A 21,403-nucleotide genomic window follows, 5' to 3' on the forward strand; every position below is an offset into this window, starting at 1 on the left:
GAGTGGTTCAATTAACCGCCGCTTGCAGATGCGCGAAGGCCCCGGCTGACTCATGAAGTCAGCCGGGGCCTTCTCTTTTTTGCCCTTCTCTGAAGCGCTTATTCGGCGAACGGCAGCGAGTCCTGGCCCTGCGCGCGCATGTTGAACACGTTCAACGTCATCGCGACGAGCGCGTAATAGCCGAGCAGCCCGACGAGATTGATCGTCACTTCATGCCCGAAACGCTCGACGGTCTTCGCATACGTCGCATCGGACACGCGCTTCGCGTCGTACAGCTCGGTGGCGAACGCGTAGATCAGCGCGTCGTCGGCATCGGCGAACGACGGCACGTTGCCTGTGCGGATCGCCTCGGCGTCTTCAACGCGCACGCCCGCTTCGATTGCAATCGGATAGTGGATGAACCACTCGGCCTGCGCCTGCCAGCGCGACGCCGTGACGAGAATCGCCAGTTCCGACAGACGCAGCGGCAAGCCCGTCTTGTAGCGGCAGAATGCGCCGAGGCGCTGCGCGTGCTGCGCGAGTTCGGGACTATGAATCCAGCCGAGAAACGGCCCGTTCAGATTGCCGCGCGGACCCGACAGGATTTCTTCGAGCACGGTTTTCTGTTCGGGCGTCGCGTGGCTGGCGTCGAACGATGGCAGACGGTTGGTCATCGGAAGCTCTTCGTGTGTGAGTGAATTCGGTCAGGCGGCGCCCGACGCAGCGAGCGCGCCTTCGATCGCATCCGTCAGGCGGCTGACGATCTGTTCGATATCGCTTGCGGTGCAAATGAACGGCGGCGCGAGCAGCACATGATCGCCGACCTTGCCGTCGACGGTGCCGCCCATCGGATACACCATCAGGCCGCGCTGGAACGCCTCGCGCTTGATCGCGGCATGCAGCTTCAGTTTCGCATCGAACGGCGTTTTCGTCGCGCGGTCCTTCACCAGTTCGACACCGACGAACAGCCCGCGCCCGCGCACGTCGCCGATAGACGGATGCTGCGCATAGTGCTCGCGCAGCAGCGAACGCAACTGTTCACCGCGTGCTTTCACGTTGTCGAGCAGATGCTCGTCGGCGATCACGCGCTGCACTTCGAGCGCGGCGGCGCATGCCGTCGCATGGCCGATGTACGTGTGGCCGTGCTGGAAAAAGCCCGTTCCGCCCGTGATCGCCTGATAGATTTTGTCGCTCACGAGCGTCGCGCCGATCGGCTGATAACCCGCGCCGAGACCTTTCGCGATGGTCAGCAGATCGGGCGTGACACCGTCTTCCTCACACGCGTACAGATGGCCGGTGCGGCCCATGCCCGACATGATTTCATCGAGAATCAGCAGCACGCCGTAGCGGTCGCACACCGCGCGGATCTTGCGGAAATACTCGCGCACGGGCGGCACCGCGCCCGCCGTCGCGCCGACCACCGTTTCCGCGACGAACGCAGCGACCGTGTCGGAACCGAGTTCGAGAATCTTCTGTTCGAGTTCGTCGGCGAGACGCTGCGCGAACTGCTCTTCCGTTTCGTCCGCGCGCTGCTCGCGATACGCATAGCACGGGCTCACGTGATGCGCGTCGATCAGCAGCGGCAGGAACGGCTCGCGCCGCCACGCATTGCCGCCGATCGCGAGCGCGCCGAGCGTATTGCCGTGATAGCTCTGACGCCGCGCGATGATGTGACGGCGCTGCGGCTGCCCCAGTTCGACGAAATACTGACGCGCGAGCTTCAGCGCCGCCTCGATCGCCTCCGATCCGCCCGACACGAAATACACATGCCCAAGCCCTTGCGGCGCGCGCTCGGTCAGATAGCTCGCAAGTTCTTCGGCGGGCTCGGTCGTGAAGAACGACGTGTGCGCGTACGGCAATGCCTGCGCCTGTCGCTTGATCGCGTCGATCACGCGCTGGTTGCTGTGGCCGAGGCACGACACGGCCGCGCCGCCCGATGCGTCGATGTAACGCTTGCCCGTCGAATCGACGATCTCGATGCCCTCGCCTTTGACGGCGACGGGCAACGTCTGCTTGGGCATGCGATGGAATACGGTTGTCATGCGCTCTCCTTGAATGAGCGGAAGGCGGCGGCGCTCAGGCCGCCGTGCGTGCAACAAAGGTTTCGAAAACGACGGCGTGCTGCGCGTGCACTCGCAGCGCGATACCGTCGTCGCGGAGTTGGAACAGCGCGGTCGCGAGCGTGTTTTCGTCGTCGGGATCGTGCGGGTCGTCGCGATAGATGGGCAAACCGGCGGGCGCCTTGTCGTGCAGCATGTCGACGAGCGTGTCGCCGTCGATGTCAGCGCCGCGCTCGTCGAGCAGCAAAGCAATGCGCGCCTGCCGGTCGCGCGACGAATCCGTGACGATCTGCGATTCGTCTTCGCAACCGGGATGAATCATGTGATTCGCGTGACCCGACGCACGCCTGACGGATTCGATCGAACAGCGCTGCGCCGTCGCTTCGATGCTGAACACGCGGCGTTCGCCCGCCGCGCCGAGCGTGTGATGAAAGCCGCTCGCGCGCGGCGTGTCGTGCAGCAGCCGAACGGCTTCGTCGAGCGTCGATGCGTCGAGCACCGCGCGCGACAGGATCATGCGCGGCACGCCCGTCACGGACTGACGGATGCGCAGATTGTTGATCGCCTGCACGAGTCCCGCGCGATTCACCGCGAACGTGTGACCGGGCAGCGAGCCGGGGTAACAGAAGCTGACGAAGCCGGGCTTGCCCTTCGGCTGAACGTCGACCAGCAGGCCTTTGCCGAGCAGAAACGGATCGCCGTCCTCGTTGTGCGCGATGAGCGTATCGTCGGCGCGCACGGCGGCGAAGGTCGTGCAGCCGTCCGGCGTGTCGTGCACGAGTTCGCCGCGGCAGTTCCATAGGAAAACGTCTTCGGCCGACCAGCCGAGGCCCGCCGCCATGCCGTCGAGTTCGTCCAGTTGAGCGGGAAAAAGCGCGCGCGCCGCATCGCGCAGATGCTGCACGAACGCGTGACCGCGCCACGCCTGCACCGCGCGCCACGCGGCGCTCTGCTGCATGTACGCATCGAAAACCGGCCGCGCCAGTTCGCCGAGCTGGCGGCCGATTTCAAACGGCTCGCCCGCTATCCGATGCAATTCCCAACCCTGCTTCGCCACACGACACCTCGAACTTCAGTCAACACGCGATGCGGCATTTATAGCGCACAACAACATATGTTGTCAAAGAAGACGCAAATCGGCGCGCCTGTTGTCGAGAACGGCGCGCGTCAGCGGTGATTAAGGAACGTAGGCGCCCTTCGCGTGCAGCGACTGCTCGGCGAGTTCGAGTTGCTGAACGGCGTCCGTGCCTTCGAGCGCGAGCAGATGGGCGACGAGCGATTCGGCGATGGCCGTCGCGGCGACCAGCGACGGGAAGAACGACGGGCTTTCGTGCGAGAAGATCAGCGCCTTGTCGGCGTTCAGCGCGATCGGCGAGACGGCGCTGTCGGTGATCGCGATCAGCTTGCTGCCCTTTTCCAGCGCGGCTTCGGCGACGCGCGCCGCCTCGACGGAATACGGCGCGAAGCTGACGACGACGGTCGCGCTGTCGCGCTCGATGCCGCGCAACTGCATTTCGAGCGTGCCGGCTTCGCCCGTCAGCAGCGAGACCGACGAGCGAAACAGCCGGTATCCGTAGACGAAACCGAACGCGACGGGATAGCACGAGCGAAATCCGCCGACATGCACGTGCGGCGCGCGCCGCAGCAGCTTGGCCGCTTCGATGGTGACGCGCGCGTTGTGCGCCGCCGTTACTTCGAGGTTGTGCTGATGCGCGACGAGCAGATCGTGCGCGAGCGCGTCTTTCGCGTGGCCTTTGACGAGCGAGCGTGCACGGCTCGTCAGCGGCTCGGGACGCGTGCGCACGCGGGCGACGAACAGATCGCGCAATTCGTTCCAGCCCGGAAAGCCCAGTTGCTGCGACAGGCGCACGAGCGACGCGGGTTGCACCTGCGCGCGCTCGGCGACCTTGCGCATCGACGAGACGGCCACCTCATCGGGATGATCGAGCAGAAACGCCGCGCCCATCTGGAACTGCGGACTGAGTTCCGAGAAGCGCCCGCGAATCAGGGTGGCGAGCTGGTCGAAGGTGTCGGGCATACGGTGTACCGGGCGATGAGGATGACAACAAATGTTATCACCCGGTTTTGATGGGGGCGAATGAGGGTGTCGGCCCGGCCTCTCGCGCCGACACCCGTTTCAGACGGCCAGCCGCGACGCTGCCTTGATATCCTCCAGACGCCGCTGCTTCACACCCAGATCGCTCCACGCCGACGGATGGCAGGTGAACACCAGAATCTGGTGCCGTGTGGACGCGTCGAGCAATGCGCGCTTGATCGACTCGCGCCGCTCTTCGTCCGTATGGACGATTGCATCGTCGAATAGAAGCAGCGTCGGCTTGCCCGCGTCCTTCAGCAAATCGGCGTACGCGAGACGCACCAGCAGTCCAAGCTGTTCCTGCGTGCCGTAGCTGAGCGAGTCGAACGCTTCGTCGGACGTGCCGCGCATCAGGCCCACAGGCGACAGCGACTCGTCAACGCTCAGCTCGCCCGCCGGGAACACGCGCCGCAGGTAGTGATTGACGCGGTCGGTCAGCGGTTTGCGCAAGGTAGCGACGGCCGTATCGCGCTCTTCGACCAGCACCTGCTCCAGCAGACTCAGCGCGTCGGCACGCATGCGCAGTTCCGCGCGCCGCGCCTCGGCCTGCTCGATGGCAGCCGCCGTTTGCGCGAGACGCACGCCGAGTTCCGTGCCGCCGAGCGTTTCGAGCCGCGTGCGCAGCAAACCCGCGTTGCGCTGTCGGTCGAGATGCTGCTGATGCTCGATCTCGGCCGAACGGTTGTAGCGCTCGGCATCGGCGCGCGGATCGTCCTGGCTGACGGCGCTCAGGCGCTGCGCAGCTGCCTCGAGATTGCGCGTGTACTCGTCGATGTACGACTTCTTCTCGACCAGCGCCGCCTGCCGGCGCCTGCGTTCTTCGATGAACGCGGGATCTTTCAGCCGCGCTTCGTTGACCTGCAGACGCTCGCGAATGCCCGTCACGCTCGCCGCGGTCTGTGCCTTGAGCGTCGCGGCATCCAGCAGCGCGGCGCGCGCCGTTTCGCTCTGCACCCGCGCCGTATCGACGGCGTCCTTTGCCTGCGCGACGGGGATCGCGCCCATCGCGTCTTCCAGCGCGTCCAGCTTCGCCTGCGTCGCGCCCAGACGGCCGCGCGCCTGTTCGAGTTCGCCGCGCAGCGCATCGACGCCGTCAGGCGCATGCGTTCTGAGCATCTGCGCGTGGTTGTCGCGCTCGATGCACACCGACTTCCAGCGCGAAAGCTGCTCGGCGCCCTGCGCATGGCTGTCGACGCCGAGCGCGAGCAAGAGCTTGTCGCGTTCGGCTTCGAGACTCTGCAACTGCGTATCGAGCGCGGACAGGTCGAGCGTGCCGGGCACGATGGTCAATTCGCCGAGACCCGGCAGGCCGATGGTCCTGCGCCCGTCGAGCACCAGTGTGCCATCTCCCTGCACGGGCGCACCGTCGACCATGATGGCCGCGCTCAACCGGTATTCGATGCGCGTCAGCGCCGCGTTCTTTTGAGCCTGCAGCGGAACGAGTTCCTCGCTCACCTGCTGAAGACGCCTGATCTTCTTCTCGTCGAGTTCGAGGTTCGCGGCAACGCGCGTCAGCTCGAGCACCTTAGCGTGGCTTTCCGTCGCGCGCGCGAGCGTGGCCTCGATGCGGGCGATATCCGCCTGCTGGCTTTGCGCCTGCGCCCTGACTTCCGTTGCGAGTTCGGCGGCAATCGCCTTCGCATGCGCGTGCTGCGCCTGCTCGCTCGCCTTCTGCGCGGCGGCGTCGGCAGCTTGCGCACGCTCGTGAGCGGCTTCGGCCTGAGCCGCGACCGCTTCGGCCTTGTCGAGATCGCGCCCGTCGGTCGCGACAGACGCCTCGACACTCGCGGCAAACTGCTCCTGCTCGACCAGCGACCGATGTTCGGTCTCGGCAAACCTGAGCTTTTGCGCGACCTCATCGTGTTCGCGCCTGAGCACGTCGTTTTGCTGGGCACGAGCAAGCGCGGCCGCCGCCTTCTGACGCAGCGCTTCCCACGGACGCTCGCGCTCCCCGTTGTCGTGTTCGCGCTGAAGCTTGCCGAGCCGGACGATGTCTTCGTCGAAATCGCGGTTGGCCTGTTCCAGCGTCGACTGGTCCGCCTTCAGGCTCTCGATCTCCTTCTCGACCGAAGCCAGTTCGCCCGTCGGCTTACGCGCCTGGCTCGTGATCAGCTTAAAGAGATCTTTCTGGACAGCGGCAATTAGCGCGTCGTCGCCGCCGGGCGTTTCGCCGCCTGTGAGTTGCGTCAGCGCAGCGCGAACATGCGTCGACGCGTGTTCGCCCGGTTTGCGCACGTCGCCCGTTTGCCCCTGGCGCACCCACAGCAGTCCGGGAATGCCGGCGTGCTCCGCGCGGGTGAGGCCCTGCTTCGGCCGGGTGAAGCCGATCGTGTCGGCGAGAATCGCTTCCGCTTCGTCGCCGTCGAACGTCTTGCTGCCGACGCGCAGATTGCAGCGCTGCTTCTTGACGAACTGCTTGACGAGATGATGTTTCGTCCCGCCGATGTCGAATCCGACTTCGACCGTCGGCAGACCGTCCGGGCGCGACGCGGGAATCAGCGCGTCGAGCCCGCTCACCTTGTAGCGGTCGAGAAACACCGTGCGCACGGCCTCGGCGATCGTGCTTTTGCCTGCCTCGTTCGGGCCGCTGATCAGATTCAGCCCCGACTCGAGTCCATCGATGACGATGCGGTCAGTCAGCTTGCGAAAGTTCTGGATCGTAATGCTTTCGAGAATCACGCTGCCCCCGTTTCACGTTGATATCGCGCGAGCATCAGCAGCGCTTCGGATGCAACCGCGCCTTCTCCGTCGGCCTGGATCGCCCGCAGCCGCTCGACCACCTTCGCCAGATAACCGCTGCGCGCGCCGAGCGCGGCCAGATCTTCGTCCGTCGGCAGCACCTTGACGCCCGTGGTCGTCGCGCGCAGTGCGCGCACGCGCGCGCGGGTTTCCTCGATGGCGACGTTCACCGCTTCGGCGTCGGCAAGCGCGAGATCGCCCGTCACTTCGATACGCAGCACGTCGTGTTCGCCGAACGCTTCGAGTTGCGTGCGCAGTTGCGTCACGTCGCTTGCCACCGTCAGATGCGGCTTCAGCAGATGCCACCCGTATTTGCTCACGCGCGTGCGCTGCACGATGGGCATCGCGCCCGGCCCCGGCAGTTCGACTTCGAGCACGTAGCCCGGCTCGTTGCTCCGGAAACGGTCCTGCTCGTGGGTGCCCGCGTAGCGGATGCGCTCTTCGACCCGATACTCGCCGTGCCAGTCGCCCAGTGCGAGATAGTCGAGGCGCGCCGTCTGCGCGCGGGTCGGCGCGATCGGATTCGTCGAATCGACGTCTTCCTGCAGGATGCCCGTCACGCTGCCATGCGCGAGCCCGATTCGAAGATAGCCTTCGGGCGTTTCCAACTGGTCGAAGAACGCGGTCGTGTCTCCGTAGGTATTGCGCTGCGTGAGCGGTGCGCACAGCAGCGCGGCCCGCTGCGCGTCCAGCAGGATCACGCCCGGTTCGAGAATCAGATGCGCGTTGTCCGGCACGCAACCGAGGCGTTGCGCACGGGTCCAGACGCTTTCGGCCAGCGCGGCGTCGTGGTTGCCCGGCAGCAGATACCACGGCCCGGCATAGCCCGACAACGCGCCGAACAGCCTGCGGATAACCGTTTCGGAGACCGTCTGCTGATCGAAGACGTCGCCGGCGACCAGCACCGCGTCCATGCCGCGTTCCGTGGCAAGGCTCGCGATGCGCCGGACCGTGTCGAAGCGCGCTTCCGTCAGATGCGCGGCTTCTTCCGGCGTGAACTGGCCGAACTGGGTGCCGATCTGCCAGTCGGCGGTGTGCAGTAGTTTCAATTTCCGGCCCTCTCTTGCCGCTATTCGTTTATCGCTCGTGTCCCGAGTCCGCTATTTTCCATGGGACGGGCGCATTTTAGGACTTCTCGAATAGTCAAGCTGCGGGCGGCTTCGCCGCAAACGCGCGGTCGAACACCGCTTCGAGTCCGGGATGCACGCCGCGCAGCCCGTCCACGACCGCTTTCGCCCAGTCGAAATACTCGCGCTTGCGCTCGACGGGCCAATCCGCCGGCGGACAGGCCGCGATATCGCGCAGGTTGCAGATCTTGTCGGCGAGTTTGACGAGCTTCGCCTTGCCGCTGATGGTGGCCGCGTGCTCGACCTGCAAGCGCTTGCGTTCCGCCTTCGGCAAGGACTTGTCGTCGGTGACTTCCGCGACGATGTCGGCGGCTTCCTGGCCGAACTGCGCGACCAGTTCTTCCATCGAGGTTTCCGTGTCCTCGATCGTGTCGTGAAGCAAGGCCGCGACGAGAACGGCTTCGTCGGCGACATTGCCTTCGTTGGCCAGCACGTCGGCAAGGGCGATGGGATGGTTGATGTACGGCGAGGCGTCGGCGTCCTTGCGCCGCTGGTTGCGATGCTTGTCCGCAGCGAATGCGGTCGCCCTGATTAGCACGTTCATGTTTGCGTTTCCTTGTGTCCGCGGGTCTTGTCGGATCTCGTTGGGTTCGTCGAGATCCTACCGCGCGCCCGGGACATCCCGTGTCCTTTTCCCGAAGCAACCAGGGCCGCAATCTCACATTGCAAAATCAGGGCTCGTGTCACAAAACTGCGTGCTGCATCGCAGCCAGAAGGCAATGCGTATCGGAAAAAGCCGCTTCACATCGCGAAATGAAACGCATATCCAATTGATTTATATGCGATTTTTATTCTCGTCACGGCGCGCGACACGCGCCCGCGATGATCGCCAGGTTCGGTACTCTCTTATACAAGAGGCGACAGTTCGGCGAGTCAGTGCGAACCGCCCAACGCTTGTTCATAACGCAGGGAGAGGTCAAATGTTGCACGTCTATGTAGAACCTGTACCGAAGGGCCGCTGGGGACCGATCGACGGCTATACCGTGGAGTTCGAGGACGGCACCAAGGTCACGCCGGAGATTTATCGCTCGGAAACGCTCGCCGTCGGCGAGATCAAGCTGCGCGGCTACGTGCCGCTGCTGGCGAAAGTGCGCATCACCGACAAGGCCGTCACCGACCACTGGCAAGCCGCCGAGGAAGCGCTGACGCAAGGCTGAACGAAGCTGAAGTCCACAGAAGCACACGCAGCCGCGCTCGCGGCTGCGATATCGCATCCCGCTACGGAGCCTCGCGCTCCTTCTTCTTCACACGTCCCCGCCGACGCTACATGCGCAACAGCGCCATTTCGCATGCTCGGCGAATGATCCGGTATTGATCCGCATCCTTGTCGATCTGAAGCTGGTCGGTAAAGGCTGCCTGCAGACCCGCCGAATCGCGCAGGCTCGCGTGGCACTCGACGAGGCGCATCGCAAGCGGCAGCGCTCTGCTCGACAGCGTGACCCGCCGCATCACATCGAGCGCGCTCGCATCGGTCATATGCCAGCGCCGCATCGCGTCGACCGCCTGCGACGCCGTGAGCCACCAGCGTGTTTCCGCGTAGACGAGCAGATGCAGCGCGACGATCAGCGTCAGCAGCGTGACCTGAGTTTCGCCTTCGAGGTAGACGGCGCCTTGAGTGCTACGTGCATTGCTCATCCTTCGCTCCCCATCGAACAGATGAGCAGCCCGGAGCATGATCCAGGCCTGAGGTCGCGCACACTCGTTGCGACTGCACGTATTACAGTGGAGTTCACACAACCATGATTCCGGAGACGCCGATGAGCCGCTATACGACTGCCGAGCTGGACGCGCTTGCCAAACAGTTCGACACCGACGGTATGGTCGTGCTGCGTCAGCACTTTTCTCGCGACACGTTGCTGCAATGGCGCGACGCCTTCGACGTCCTTCTCGAACAGCGTCTGCGCGAAAGCGCCACGGCCGTTCGAGGACCGAATCGCCACTACATCACGCTGCCGTTTGCCGGCGTGTTCGCCGACGAAGCCATTTTTGCCGACCCGGATGTGCTCGGCATCGTCGAGCGCGTGGCGGGTGAGGAACCTGTGATGTGCCAGCTGGCGACGGATACGCCGCTTCATGGTTCCGACTATCAGGACGTGCACCGCGACACGCCCGCGCTCTTCGACGGCTTTCCCGAAACGCCGTCATTCCAGCTCGCGGTCAACTTCCCGCTCTGCGACGTGACGCCCGACAACGGACCGTTCGAAACGACATTCGGCACGCATCGCATGCATTCCGAAGACGCGCTAAAGGCATACGAAGCAGGCCGCGCGACCTTGCATTCGATCACGATGGAACTGGGCGACGTAATGATTCGCGACGTACGCGCATTGCATCGAGGCACGCCGAACCTGACGCAGACACCGCGCCCGATGGTCGTGATCGGCTATAGCCGCAACTGGTACTTCCGCCCGGAAGTGCAGATCGACGTGCCGGAGAGCGTTTATCAAAGCCTGAGCGCGAAGGCGAAGCGGCTCTTGCGGACCATGCCGCGCGTGGACAACGTCGAGGACGCCGCCACGCGCGAGCACTACACGAAGTTCGCGTATTGACGAGCGCGGTCAGACGCCGTGCGCGCTCAGTCGCGCCGCATACCAGCGCGAAAACTGGTCCACGTAGGTTTCCGTGAACGGCGAGAACACGCCCGGTGAATACGCGGGATCCTGCGTGCCTTCGTGCGTGATTTCGACGAGATGCTTGTCCTGCGTGTTCGTCGCGATCCACACTTCCGTCAGGTCGGACACCTGGTAGTCCACGCCTTCCACGGCATCGGCATGGACCAGCCACTTCGAGCGCACCAGCGTCCGGTCGGGCGCGAGCGGAATGATGTAGCTGATCACGGCGTGATCGCTCATCACGTGCGTCCACGAGTTGTGCGTCCACAGATGCGTGTCGCCGAGGTCGCGCCGCTCCAGATTGCCGAGCAGCTTCGTGCTGGCAACCTTGGTGCTGAGCGTTTGCGATTCGCCATTGCCGGCGATCACCAGTTGCTGCGTCCTGAACTGCGTGACGGCATCCTCGTCGAGCCGTTCGACCGTTCCGCAGACGAACCCGTCGCGCTCCCAGCTCACCTGACAGGCTGCGTTGCGCTCCTTGTATTCTTCCAGCGCGCGCAGCGACTCGTCGCTGAGATTATCCGGGCAGAAGCCGAAGTCTTCGGGGAGAAACGACGCCGTCAGCTCGGGATGCGTCGCCGCGCAGTGATAGCACTCGCGGTTGTTCTCGATGACGAGCTTCCAGTTGCCGTGTTCGACGATCTCCTGCTCGAACGCGATCTTCGTGTTCTGCAGGTCGAACGGCGCGAAACGCGGCAGCATCGTTTCTTCGAGCTTCACGATATCTTCGGGCGGCTGCTCGGCGAGGCACACGAAAATATGCGTGCCGACGATCTTCGTATGCACGGGCTTGAGGCTGCGGCAGGTGGGATCGAAGTCCTTTCCCATGTGCGACGCGTGACGCAGGCTGCCGTCGAGATCGTAAGTCCACTGGTGATATGGACACACCAGCATGCCGACCGTCGACTTGCCTGCTTCCTTCAGGCGCGCGCCGCGATGACGGCAGACGTTGCGGTACGTGCGCACGTTCTCATCGTCGTCGCGCACGATGATGACCGACGCCTTGCCGATATCGACGACGGACACATCGCCCGGCTCCGGAACATCCGCCGTCACGCCGACGAGAATCCAGTGCTTGTGAAAAAACACGTCGACGTCCGTTTCGAAGACGTCCTGGCGGCCGAACAGTTCGCCGGGCATGCCATGTCCGGATTGACGGCTGCGGATCAACTCACCATGCGTTTTGATTTGCACTTCGGACATCGTCTTCTCCAGCGTTCAGGGGATGTCGGGACTTCGAAATGGTCCCGCGATGAATCCAGTATTGGATTGCCGAAAAAGAGCGTCAATGTGCTTTATTTTCTGCCTGACATTACCTGCGATTATGCGAGCGCCAGGAGCAGGCGTTACTGCGCTGCCGCATCCTGTCGAAGCCACTCGATGAGGCCGTCGACGGCTGGGGTGATGGTGCGTCCGTGCGGCACCACGACGAAGTACGCATCGTTCGTCTTGAGCGACGCGACGGGCAACCGGATGAGTTCGCCGGCATCGACGAGATCGTGCACCAGCCTGCCCCATCCGAGCGCGATGCCCTGCCCGTAACGCGCGGCCTGGATCGCATCCGTGTACAGGCTGCAGCGCAGCGCATAGTTCAGCCGCAACGGATGCAGGCCGACGGCATGGAACCATTCCTCCCAGCCCATCCAGCCTTCCGAAGTCGAGTCCGATTCGATCAGCGTGGCGTCCGCAACGTCCTGCAGCGAGGCGGGCGTGCCGCGCGCCGCCAGCCACTTCGGCGAGCACACGGGGAAGACTTCCTCGTCGAACAGCAGGGTTGCCGTGCCGTCGCCCCAACGTCCGTTGCCGAACCGCACGGCAACGTCGATCTCCTTGTGGCGCAGATCCGCGGTGAACATCTGCGTGGACAGGCGAAGCTGCAGATTCGGCTGCGCGTTCCGGATCGATTCGAGTCGCGGCAGCAGCCGGAAATGCGAGAACGCCGACGTCGCGGCCAGCACCAGTTCCTGCTGCACGGGCCCCGAGGTGAGCCGGTCGAACACGCCGGCAATTTTCTGCATCGACTCGGCGATGACGAGATACAGCGCCTTGCCTTCTTCCGTCAGTTCGATCGACCGGTGCAGCCGATGAAACAGCCGCACGCCGAGCGTGTCTTCGAGAAATTTGACCTGGCGGCTGACGGCCGCCTGCGTGACGCCGAGTTCGTTCGCCGCGACGGTGAAGCTACCAAGCCGCGCCACCGATTCGAACTCGACGAGCGCCGTCATCGACGGAATCAGGCGGCGGTATCCCTTGGTCCCTTGCGTGGGCGGTTTCATTGTTTGCTCTGGTCAGATCGCTGCGTTTCCGTTGTCCGCGTGAACGTGCCCGTCGTCCGTGTCCAGCCTGGCGCTGGGTGGCAGCGCCGGCGACTGGCTCGGCGGCCGCGCGACACGGTACGCATTCGGCGATTCGCCGAATTCCTTTCGAAACTCGCGGCCAAGATGCGACGCATCGGAGAAGCCGCACGACGTGGCGATATCGGCGACCGTGCGGTCCGAACTCGTGAGCAGCCACGACGCCATGCGGATGCGGATCTGCCGTCCATACGCATGCGGCGACTTGCCCGTCTCCGACGCGAAAAGCCGTTCGAGTTGCCTGACCGACATCTCCAGCCGTTGCGCGAGATCGGCGAGACTCAGCGGCTGCCCGATGTGCTGTTCCATCAGCAGGATCGCGCGGCGAACCTTCGGGTGCGTCGCGGGTTCCAGCCCCGGCGGATGCGGCTGCGGCGCGTTGCCCTTCTGTGCATCGTCGACCAGCATGATGCGCAGCGCCTTCTGCACGATCGTCGCCTCGACATGGCGCAGCAGAATGGCCGCGGCGACATCGATCGACGCACGCCCGCCCGAACAGGTGATGCGCCGCCGGTCGATCACGAACAGGCGGTCCGCCACCAGGTTCCGCTCGTCGACGCCCGGAAAGCGTTCGACGAAATCCCAGTAGTGGAACCAGCTCACGCACATCCGGTAGCCGTCCATCACGTCGGCGCGCATCAGCGCGAACACGCCCGTGCAGATGCCGACCAGCGTCGCCGACGTCTTCGCGGCGTTCTGGATGAACTGCAACGTGGCCTTGCTCGCGGACGGCCCCGAATGCAGCAGACCGCCCACGACGACGACGTAATCGAACGCGCCTGCTTCGTCGAACGTGATCCACGGCGCGACCTGAATGCCGCAACTCGCCCTGACGGGCACGAGCGACTCGCCGACGATCGTCCACGAACAGCGCACGGGCCGGCTCATGTCGCCTTCGTCGCTGGCAAGACGGAGCAGATCGACGAAACCGGAAAACGCCGTCAACGTGAAGTTCGGCAGCAGCACGATACCGAAGCGCAATGGCGGCGACGCTTCGGCTCGGGAAGGATGGACATGGCTCAACATGAGACGGCCTGATTCGACGCGCGCAACGCTATTTCGCCGCTTCGACTTCGACGCTGCGCCATTCGCCCATCATCGCGCCGACCTCTTCGCCGAGCCACTCGCGGAACTGCTGATACTCAGGCTTCATCCGCGCGTTCTTGTGCGTGATCAGATAGTGGTGACGGTCGTGGAATTCGAGCGCATCCTGCACGGGCCGCAGCAGCCGCCCCTGTTCGACCTGGCGATGCACCAGATGATGCCAGCCGAGCAGCGTGCCCTCGCCCGCTTCAGCCTGCGCGACGAGCAGCCGATAGTCGTTGCTTTCCAGATGTTCGTTCTCGACCAGCCGGTCCGAGCCGTCGCCCTGCTGAAACCAGTTGCGCCACACGCGCCAGTCGACGTGTTCGCACACCTGCGCGCGGCCGAGCAACGAGAGATTGAGCGTCGGATGCGACAGCAGATCCAGCGGTTTCAGCGAACGTCCATGAAAATGCCGCTCGTGAAACGAAGGGCTGCAGACGGGATACACGACATCATGGAACAGCGGCTCGATCTCGTACTCCGGCTCGCGCGGCGGATTCTTCGTGATGATGATGTCGGGCTCCATCAGGTCGTCGAGTTCCATGAAGTGCTCGGTGACCATCACGTGCAGGCGCATTTCCGGAAAACGCTTGCGAAACGACGGCAGCCTGAACGACAGCCACAACGCCGAGAACGTATGCGAGACGGCGATGGTCAGCGCGTGCCGGTCGGTGCGGCGCACGGCCTCGGCGGCTTCCGCGATGTTCATGATCGACAGATAGGACGCGTTGTACAGAATGCGCCCCGCATCCGTCAGCGCGATGTGGCGGCCCGTCCGTTCGAACAGCGCCACTTCCAGCGAGTCTTCGAGTTCCTTGATCTGCCGGCTGATCGCGGCCTGTGTCACGCACAGCACTTCGGCGGCCTGCGTGAAGCTTTCGTAGCGGGCCGCCGTCACGAAGCAGCGCAGCGCGCGCAGCGAAGGCATCTGCGCGAGCAATCTGTCGGCGAACATCTGTTTCTTTTGCATGGCTTTCACCTGTGAAGCGGACACGTCCGCTGGCTAAACGACAGCGGACGGGCGCTGTGCACTGCCCCGTGACAGTGCGTCGGCCGCGCGCCGGGCGGAAAACGCCCGCGCGAAAAAAATAGTGTGCGAGTCTTCGCGGCAACAGGCAAGCGCGGACAACCCGAGTCCGCCGCAGCACGTGAGCACGACCGCCCGCCGGGCGCGATGGCCGGGCGGGCGGTCGTATCGTCACGCTGCTTCAGTCGAGCTTCAGCCAGGTGGTCTTCAGCTCGCAATACTGGTCGTGCGCATAGACGGACTTGTCGCGGCCGCCGAAGCCCGATTGCTTGAATCCGCCGAACGGCGTCGACAGATCGCCTTCGCCGAAGCAGTTTACCGTCACGGTGCCCGCGCGGATACGTGCCGCGATCTTGTGGGCGTGGTTCACGTTGTCGGTCCACAGCGAGGCGGCGAGGCCGTAGCAGGTGTCGTTGGCGATCTGCACGGCTTCGTCGATATCCGCGTATTCGATGATGCAGACCACCGGGCCGAACACCTCTTCGCGCGCGATGCTCATCTGCGGCGTCACGTTGTCGAAGATGGTCGGCTCGACGAACCAGCCGCCCGACTCCGTGCGCGTCGCCTTGCCGCCGCACACCAGATGCGCGCCCTCCGCGTTCGCCTTCTCGATGTGCGCGAGCACTTTTTCGTAATGCTTCTGTTCGATCAGCGAGCCGAGCTTGACGTCGGGATCGAGCGGATCGCCCGTCTTCCAGCCTTCCAGCACGGCCTGAATCTTTTCGAGCAGACTCGCTTTCAGCGATGCCGGCACCAGGATGCGCGAGCCTGCGCTGCAGTTCTCGCCCATGTTCCAGAATGCGGCGGCGACGGCCTGCTCGGCAACGGCATCGAGATTCGCGACGTCGGGCAACACGACCTGGGGATTCTTGCCGCCGCATTCGAGCACGACGCGCTTCAGGTTCGTATCCGCCGAATAGTGAAGGAAGCGCTTGCCCGTGTCCGTCGAGCCCGTGAACGCCACGAGATCGACGTCGGCGTGACGGCCCAGGGCTTGACCCGCGCTTTCGCCGAAACCCGTCACGACGCTGAACACGCCTGCCGGCACGCCCGCTTCCAATGCCAGATCGGCGATACGCAGCGTCGACAGCGAAGTCTGTTCGGCGGGCTTCACGATCACGCTATTGCCGACGGAGAGCGCCGGGCCGATCTTCCACGCGAGCATCAGCGCCGGGAAATTCCACGGCAGCACCGCGCCGACCACGCCGATCGGCTCGCGCGTAATCATGCTCACGACGCTCGCGCCCGACGGCGACAGCGCGTCGTAGCGCTTGTCGGTGACTTCCGCATGCCAGCGGATGCACGCGGCCGACTCGGGAATGTCGAGCCCCATGCATTCGCTGATCGGCTTGCCCGCTTCGAGCGCTTCGAGCAGCGCGAGTTCGTCGGCGTTCTCGTCGATCAATTGCGCGAGCCGCAGCAGCACCGCTTTGCGCTGCGCGGGCGCGGCCTTCGACCACACGCCGGATTCGAACGCATCGCGCGCCGCCACGACGGCGCGGTCGATATCTTTCGCATCGCAGCGGGCGATGTCGGCGAGTGCCTTTCCCGTCGACGGATTGAGCGTCGGGAAGGTTTCGTTCGACGCCGCCGCGCAACGTTGTCCGGCGATGAACGCCCGGCCGTCGAGCGACAACGCCTGCGCTTTCTGCTGCCATTCCTGATAGGTCGTCATGTCCTGTCCTCACAGATTTAAAGCTCGGCTCCCGCCGAAAATTCCTTGACCCAGATGGCCGCCGATACCGCGACGTCAGCGATGGGACGCACGGGCAGCGAACGCGGATGCGGCTGGTTCAGCAACTGGCGCACGAGATCGCTGGTCTGCCCGAGCGCGTATTCGGCGATCGATTTGCCCGACGCCGAACCGCGGCTCAGCCCGAGGCCGTTGCAGCCGACCGCTTCGTACACGCCGTCGTCGCGGCGCCCGAACAGTGCGCCGTTGTTCGCCGACAGGCACAGCGGACCGCCCCACGTGTATTCGAGTTCGACGTCCTTGAGCATCGGAAAGCGCCGGTCGAACGATCGTTGATGCAGACTCTTCGCTTTCGCCAGATCGGCTTGCGACACTTCGAGGTTCGGACGGAACGCAAAATGATTGCGCACGCAGATGCGGTCCGTGCCGAGACGCCGCACGGTCGAGCCCATCGGATCGGCGGGAATCAGCGACCATGAACGCGTGCCGCCCAGCCGCTTCACTTCGTCGGGATTCATCACGCGCGTCATCGACGCGAACGTGTAGACGGGCAGCAGTCCGTTCGGATGACCGCCGAACGTCGCCGCATACGCGTTGGTGCAGAGAATCACGCGCTGCGCGACGATCTTGCCGTTCGCGAAGCTCAGCACTTTCGCCGTGCCCTGATCGTCGATCCGCTTGACGGCGCTGAGTTCGTAGACCTGCACGTTCGCAGGCAAGGTCGCCGCGAGCCCGCGCATCAGCGCCGCAGGCTGCACGGTGCTGCAACCGGGCGTGAACAGCGCGCCCTGATAGAAATCCGTGCCCGTCACCTTCGCGATGGCCGCTTCATCGAGCCACTCGAAGGCTTCGTCGATGCGCTCCAGACCGTCGGCGAAATGCGCGAGCGCCGTATGCCCCTTCTTGTTCACCGACGCGTGAAATTTGCCGTCGTCGCGCCAGTCGCAATCGATGCCATGCTGCTTCACGATCGAACGCACATAGTCGATGCCATGCCGTTGAAACCGCACGTCGGCCTTGTCCGCTTCGACGCTGCGCGAATAGCTTTCGCTGCTGATGTCGTGCGGCAAGTCGACGAAGAAGCCGGAATTGCGCCCTGCCGTCGTGCGCCCGATGCGATCCGCTTCGACGATCGCGATCGACGCATCGGGTGCCAGCTCGGCCAGGCGTCGTGCTGCACACAGCCCCGTAATGCCGCCGCCGACAACGACCCAGTCATAGCGTCGTTCGGACGACACGCTGACGGCGGGCGCAGCCGGCGGCAGGCTTTCCCACCACCCGTTGACGCCGTCGGGGGCGGGAAACCGCGCGAATTCCAGTTTCGAGGTCATGCCGGATTTACTGAGCGTTGCGCAACAGGGGACGAACGAGCTTCGCAAACGTGCTGCGTTCTTCTTCATCGAGCGTGCCGAGCGGCGCACGTGCTGCGCCGACGGGCGTGCCCGCCAGTTCGCAGCCGTATCGAACGTACTGGATGAACTTGCCGCTGCGTTCCAGCAGTTCGAGCACGGGCAGCAGTTGCGCCATCAGCTCGCGGCCCTTCGTGAAATCGCCCTGCTTCACGCACGCGTCGTACAGCGCCGTGTGTGCTTCGGGCAGGAAGTTCGACGCGCCGCCGACCCAGCTCTTCGCGCCCCACACAAAAAATTCGAGCGCCTGGTCGTCCATCCCGCAACTCAGCACCAGACGGTCCTTGAAATGCGTCGCGAGATGATGCAGATGCGAGATATCGCCCGTGCTTTCCTTCATCGCGATGAAGTTCTTGCGTTCGAGCAGCTTCGTCAGCACTTCGTCGCCGATGTCGGTGCCCGTGCGCGCCGGGAAGTTGTACAGCATGACGGGCATGTCGAGGCTGTCGTCCACCTTCAGCAGATGGCTCAGCAATTCGTCCTGCGTCGGCTGCGCGTAGTACGGCGCGGCGAGCAGCAGCGCGGGCAGGCCCGCACGCTTCGCTTCCTGGCCGAGGCGGATCACGTCTTTCGTCGTGGTCGCGTTGATGCCCGCCGTCAGATACGTCTTGCCGCCTGCCGCTTCCGCGACCGTGTTGAACGTGCGGACGCGCTCTTCGAAACTCAGCGCGTAGTATTCGCCCGTCGTGCCGCCGACGCCGAGGCCCGAGACGCGGCCCGCGAGATTCGCGGCGTGCTTGCCGAGCAGATCGTGATCGATCTCGCCGTCTGCCTTGAACGGGGTGACCAGCGGGGTGTGTACTCCCTCGAAGCTCATGTCAGTTCTCTCTTCAGTAGATGAGGTTGCGGCGCGCGAATCCACGCGCCGTGCTTGATCAAACGCCGGGCCGCTTTACGCGAGCGCCTCGGCGTGCGAATAAATGGGGAACTGGCTGCACAGATCTCGCACGCGGCTGCGCACAGCCCGCTCGACCTGTTCGTCGCCGCCCGGTTCGCGTTCGAGCGCCGACAACACCTCCAGAATCATCTGTCCGATCTGTTCGAACTGCGCCGTGCCGAAACCGCGCGTCGTGCCCGCCGGTGTGCCCAGGCGAATGCCCGACGTGACCATCGGGTTCTCGGTATCGAACGGAATGCCGTTCTTGTTGCACGTGATGCCTGCGCGTTCCAGCGCTTTCTCGGCCTGCGTGCCTGTCAACCGCTTCGAGCGCAGATCGACGAGCAGCAGATGGTTGTCGGTGCCGCCCGTCACGAGATCCACGCCGCCCGACTTCAGCACGTCGCCGAGCGCCCGCGCGTTGCGCAGCACCTGATCGATATACGCGGTGAATTCCGGACGCAGCGCTTCGCCGAACGCGACCGCCTTGCCCGCGATCACATGCATCAGCGGACCGCCTTGCAAGCCCGGGAACACCGCCGAATTGATCTTCTTCGCGATGTCGCCGTTGTTCGTGAGGATGAAGCCGCCGCGCGGTCCGCGCAGCGTCTTGTGGGTCGTCGATGTCACCACGTCGGCGAAACGGATCGGATTCTCATGACGCCCTGCCGCGACGATGCCCGCGATGTGCGCCATGTCGACCATCAGCAGTGCGCCGACGCTATCGGCGATATCGCGGAACGCGGCGAAATCCAGTGCGCGCGGATACGCCGAGTAGCCCGCGATGATCAGCTTCGGTCGATGCTCTTCGGCCAGCCTGCGCACCTGGTCGTAGTCGATGCGATAGGTTTGCGGGCTCACGCCGTACTGCACGGCGTTGAACCATTTGCCCGACAGCGCGGGACGCGCGCCGTGCGTCAGATGGCCGCCCGCGTCGAGCGACATGCCCATCACCGTGTCGCCCGGCTTGACGAGCGCGAGCATCACCGCGCCGTTCGCCTGTGCGCCCGAATGCGGCTGCACGTTGGCGAATTCGGCTTCGAACAGCGCTTTCACGCGATCGATGGCAAGCGCTTCAACACGGTCCACGTGATCGCAGCCGCCGTAGTAACGCTTCGACGGATAGCCCTCGGCGTATTTGTTGGTCAGCACGGTGCCTTGCGCTTCCATCACCGCCGCCGAGACGATGTTCTCGGAGGCAATCAGTTCGATCTGCGTCTGCTGGCGGCGCAATTCGAGCGCGATCTCCGATGCGATGACAGGGTCGCGGCTCTGGAGCGTTTCTGCAAAAAAGCGCGAGTTCTCGTTCACGTGGTCACTCCGGGTATTGACGTGTCAAGCATGTGTTGCGGTTTGCTGCGGGTTCGGCTCGTCGATGGCTTACTGCTGCAACCAGGCCTTGAGCTTTTCCGGATGCGCGTCGACGAATTTCTTCGCGGCCGTCGCGTAGTCGTTCGTGCTGTTGCCTTCGAACTCGATCGCCTCGACGTCGGCGAGCGTCAGCTTGAAGTGTTTGAAGAACACATCGGCGCGCGGGAACTTGGTGGCGAACTGCTTCGATGCGAATGCGTGCACCTGTTCTTCACCGCCCAGCGTGCCCTTCGGATCCTTCAGGTAGCGCATTTGCCACTTCTGGAACAGCCAGTGCGGGCTCCAGACGGTCGCGACGATCCACTGCTTCGACTGATAGGCGCGCTGCACGCCGGCGAGCATGCCCGCCTCGCTCGACGACTGCAGGTTGTATCCGGCGAGGTCGTAGGCCTTGATCGCCTTTTCGGATGCCTGCATCAGGCCGCCGCCGGGCTCGATGCCCTGGATCGTCCCGTTCAGCTTGCTCTTCACGTCCGGCTTCTCGAGATCGGAAATCGTCGAAACCTGCGACTCAGGGATATACGCGGGCACGGCCCAGCCGTTCTTGCCACCCGTATAGATTACGCCGACGTCTTCCATGTCGTTCTTGTAGCGCGCGTAGTAGGTCGCGTGCGTTACGGGCAGCCAGCCGCCGACCATGATGTCGAGATCGCCGCGTGCCACGCCCTGGTACTGGATGCCGATATCGGCCTGCACGAATTGAACCGGCTGCTTGAGTTGCGTTTCGAGCGCGTACTTGGCGACGTTCGCAACGGCCAGCACGTCGGCCCAGTTGGTCACGGCCATCTTGATCGGCTCGGCGGCGATGGCTTGTCCGGCACCCGCGCTCATCGCAACGACTGTCGACAGAGCCAGCTTCGCTGCCAGCGACTTGAACAGATTGGTTTTCATACAGTACTCCTACACGATTATGGAATTTGTCGAAAATGAACAGCTATAGCGGTGTGGCGTGTGTCTTTAAGCGTTGCTCGTCG

19 protein-coding genes are annotated in these 21,403 nt (G+C 64.1%); 2 read left to right on the forward strand and 17 right to left on the reverse strand.

Annotated features, from left to right (window positions below):
* Nucleotides 1-98: 98 nt before the first annotated feature.
* The 7 genes from QEN71_RS10970 to QEN71_RS11000 all read right to left on the reverse strand — a co-directional run bounded on the left by QEN71_RS10970 (nt 99) and on the right by QEN71_RS11000 (nt 8,544).
* Nucleotides 99-653 carry a carboxymuconolactone decarboxylase family protein gene (locus QEN71_RS10970; RefSeq protein ID WP_201652829.1) on the reverse strand — a complete coding sequence of 185 codons (555 nt, stop codon included), beginning with the start codon at nt 651-653 and terminating at the stop codon, nt 99-101.
* 30 nt (nt 654-683) lie between these two features.
* Entirely contained in the window at nt 684-2,021 is a 1,338-nt protein-coding gene (locus tag QEN71_RS10975; protein WP_201652826.1) for an aspartate aminotransferase family protein, read from the reverse strand.
* A gap of 34 nt (nt 2,022-2,055) precedes the next feature.
* On the reverse strand, nt 2,056-3,096 hold the full coding sequence (locus tag QEN71_RS10980; protein WP_201652823.1) for a C45 family autoproteolytic acyltransferase/hydolase: 1,041 nt from the start codon (nt 3,094-3,096) through the stop codon (nt 2,056-2,058).
* Nucleotides 3,097-3,216: 120 nt separating this feature from the next.
* Nucleotides 3,217-4,077 (reverse strand): MurR/RpiR family transcriptional regulator, encoded by an 861-nt coding sequence (locus QEN71_RS10985; RefSeq protein ID WP_201652820.1) that lies wholly within the window; start codon nt 4,075-4,077, stop codon nt 3,217-3,219.
* 99 nt (nt 4,078-4,176) lie between these two features.
* Nucleotides 4,177-6,813 (reverse strand): AAA family ATPase, encoded by a 2,637-nt coding sequence (locus QEN71_RS10990; protein WP_201652817.1) that lies wholly within the window; start codon nt 6,811-6,813, stop codon nt 4,177-4,179.
* Nucleotides 6,810-7,922, reverse strand: coding sequence for a metallophosphoesterase family protein (locus QEN71_RS10995; protein WP_201652814.1), 1,113 nt, complete (start codon nt 7,920-7,922; stop codon nt 6,810-6,812). The genes QEN71_RS10990 and QEN71_RS10995 overlap by 4 nt, the downstream gene beginning before the upstream one ends.
* A gap of 94 nt (nt 7,923-8,016) precedes the next feature.
* Nucleotides 8,017-8,544, reverse strand: a complete 528-nt coding sequence (locus tag QEN71_RS11000; protein WP_201652811.1) for an HD domain-containing protein — start codon at nt 8,542-8,544, stop codon at nt 8,017-8,019.
* Nucleotides 8,545-8,920: 376 nt separating this feature from the next.
* Here QEN71_RS11000 and QEN71_RS11005 point away from each other — a divergent pair, with 376 nt between their 5' ends.
* Nucleotides 8,921-9,157: a hypothetical protein gene (locus tag QEN71_RS11005; protein ID WP_201652808.1), complete on the forward strand. Its 237-nt coding sequence runs from the start codon at nt 8,921-8,923 to the stop codon at nt 9,155-9,157.
* A 106-nt stretch (nt 9,158-9,263) separates the two neighbouring features.
* On the opposite strand, the gene QEN71_RS11010 is transcribed toward QEN71_RS11005, so the two are convergent.
* Nucleotides 9,264-9,635: a hypothetical protein gene (locus QEN71_RS11010; RefSeq protein ID WP_201652805.1), complete on the reverse strand. Its 372-nt coding sequence runs from the start codon at nt 9,633-9,635 to the stop codon at nt 9,264-9,266.
* A gap of 122 nt (nt 9,636-9,757) precedes the next feature.
* On the opposite strand from QEN71_RS11010, the gene QEN71_RS11015 reads away from it, so the two are divergent.
* Nucleotides 9,758-10,549 carry a phytanoyl-CoA dioxygenase family protein gene (locus QEN71_RS11015; RefSeq protein ID WP_201652802.1) on the forward strand — a complete coding sequence of 264 codons (792 nt, stop codon included), beginning with the start codon at nt 9,758-9,760 and terminating at the stop codon, nt 10,547-10,549.
* Nucleotides 10,550-10,558: 9 nt separating this feature from the next.
* On the opposite strand, the gene QEN71_RS11020 is transcribed toward QEN71_RS11015, so the two are convergent.
* The 9 genes from QEN71_RS11020 to QEN71_RS11060 all read right to left on the reverse strand — a co-directional run bounded on the left by QEN71_RS11020 (nt 10,559) and on the right by QEN71_RS11060 (nt 21,320).
* Entirely contained in the window at nt 10,559-11,815 is a 1,257-nt protein-coding gene (locus QEN71_RS11020; protein WP_201652799.1) for an aromatic ring-hydroxylating oxygenase subunit alpha, read from the reverse strand.
* A 143-nt stretch (nt 11,816-11,958) separates the two neighbouring features.
* A complete protein-coding gene (locus QEN71_RS11025) occupies nt 11,959-12,888 on the reverse strand; it encodes a LysR substrate-binding domain-containing protein (RefSeq protein WP_201652796.1) in 930 nt (309 codons plus the stop codon).
* A 12-nt stretch (nt 12,889-12,900) separates the two neighbouring features.
* On the reverse strand, nt 12,901-13,992 hold the full coding sequence (locus QEN71_RS11030; RefSeq protein ID WP_201652793.1) for a GlxA family transcriptional regulator: 1,092 nt from the start codon (nt 13,990-13,992) through the stop codon (nt 12,901-12,903).
* 28 nt (nt 13,993-14,020) lie between these two features.
* On the reverse strand, nt 14,021-15,022 hold the full coding sequence (locus QEN71_RS11035; protein ID WP_201652790.1) for a LysR substrate-binding domain-containing protein: 1,002 nt from the start codon (nt 15,020-15,022) through the stop codon (nt 14,021-14,023).
* A 238-nt stretch (nt 15,023-15,260) separates the two neighbouring features.
* Nucleotides 15,261-16,754 (reverse strand): aldehyde dehydrogenase, encoded by a 1,494-nt coding sequence (locus QEN71_RS11040; protein WP_201652787.1) that lies wholly within the window; start codon nt 16,752-16,754, stop codon nt 15,261-15,263.
* A gap of 17 nt (nt 16,755-16,771) precedes the next feature.
* The gene (locus QEN71_RS11045; protein ID WP_201652784.1) at nt 16,772-18,103 is read right to left on the reverse strand and encodes an NAD(P)/FAD-dependent oxidoreductase; all 1,332 of its coding nucleotides are present in this window, start codon (nt 18,101-18,103) and stop codon (nt 16,772-16,774) included.
* A 7-nt stretch (nt 18,104-18,110) separates the two neighbouring features.
* On the reverse strand, nt 18,111-18,998 hold the full coding sequence (locus QEN71_RS11050; protein WP_201652781.1) for a dihydrodipicolinate synthase family protein: 888 nt from the start codon (nt 18,996-18,998) through the stop codon (nt 18,111-18,113).
* Between the two features lie 75 nt (nt 18,999-19,073).
* Nucleotides 19,074-20,369: a serine hydroxymethyltransferase gene (glyA, locus tag QEN71_RS11055; RefSeq protein ID WP_201652778.1), complete on the reverse strand. Its 1,296-nt coding sequence runs from the start codon at nt 20,367-20,369 to the stop codon at nt 19,074-19,076.
* A 69-nt stretch (nt 20,370-20,438) separates the two neighbouring features.
* Complete coding sequence (locus QEN71_RS11060) at nt 20,439-21,320, reverse strand: glycine betaine ABC transporter substrate-binding protein (RefSeq protein WP_201652775.1); 882 nt, start codon at nt 21,318-21,320, stop codon at nt 20,439-20,441.
* Nucleotides 21,321-21,403: the final 83 nt, after the last annotated feature.

It is taken from the genome of Paraburkholderia sabiae, from assembly GCF_030412785.1.
Taxonomy (GTDB): domain Bacteria; phylum Pseudomonadota; class Gammaproteobacteria; order Burkholderiales; family Burkholderiaceae; genus Paraburkholderia; species Paraburkholderia sabiae.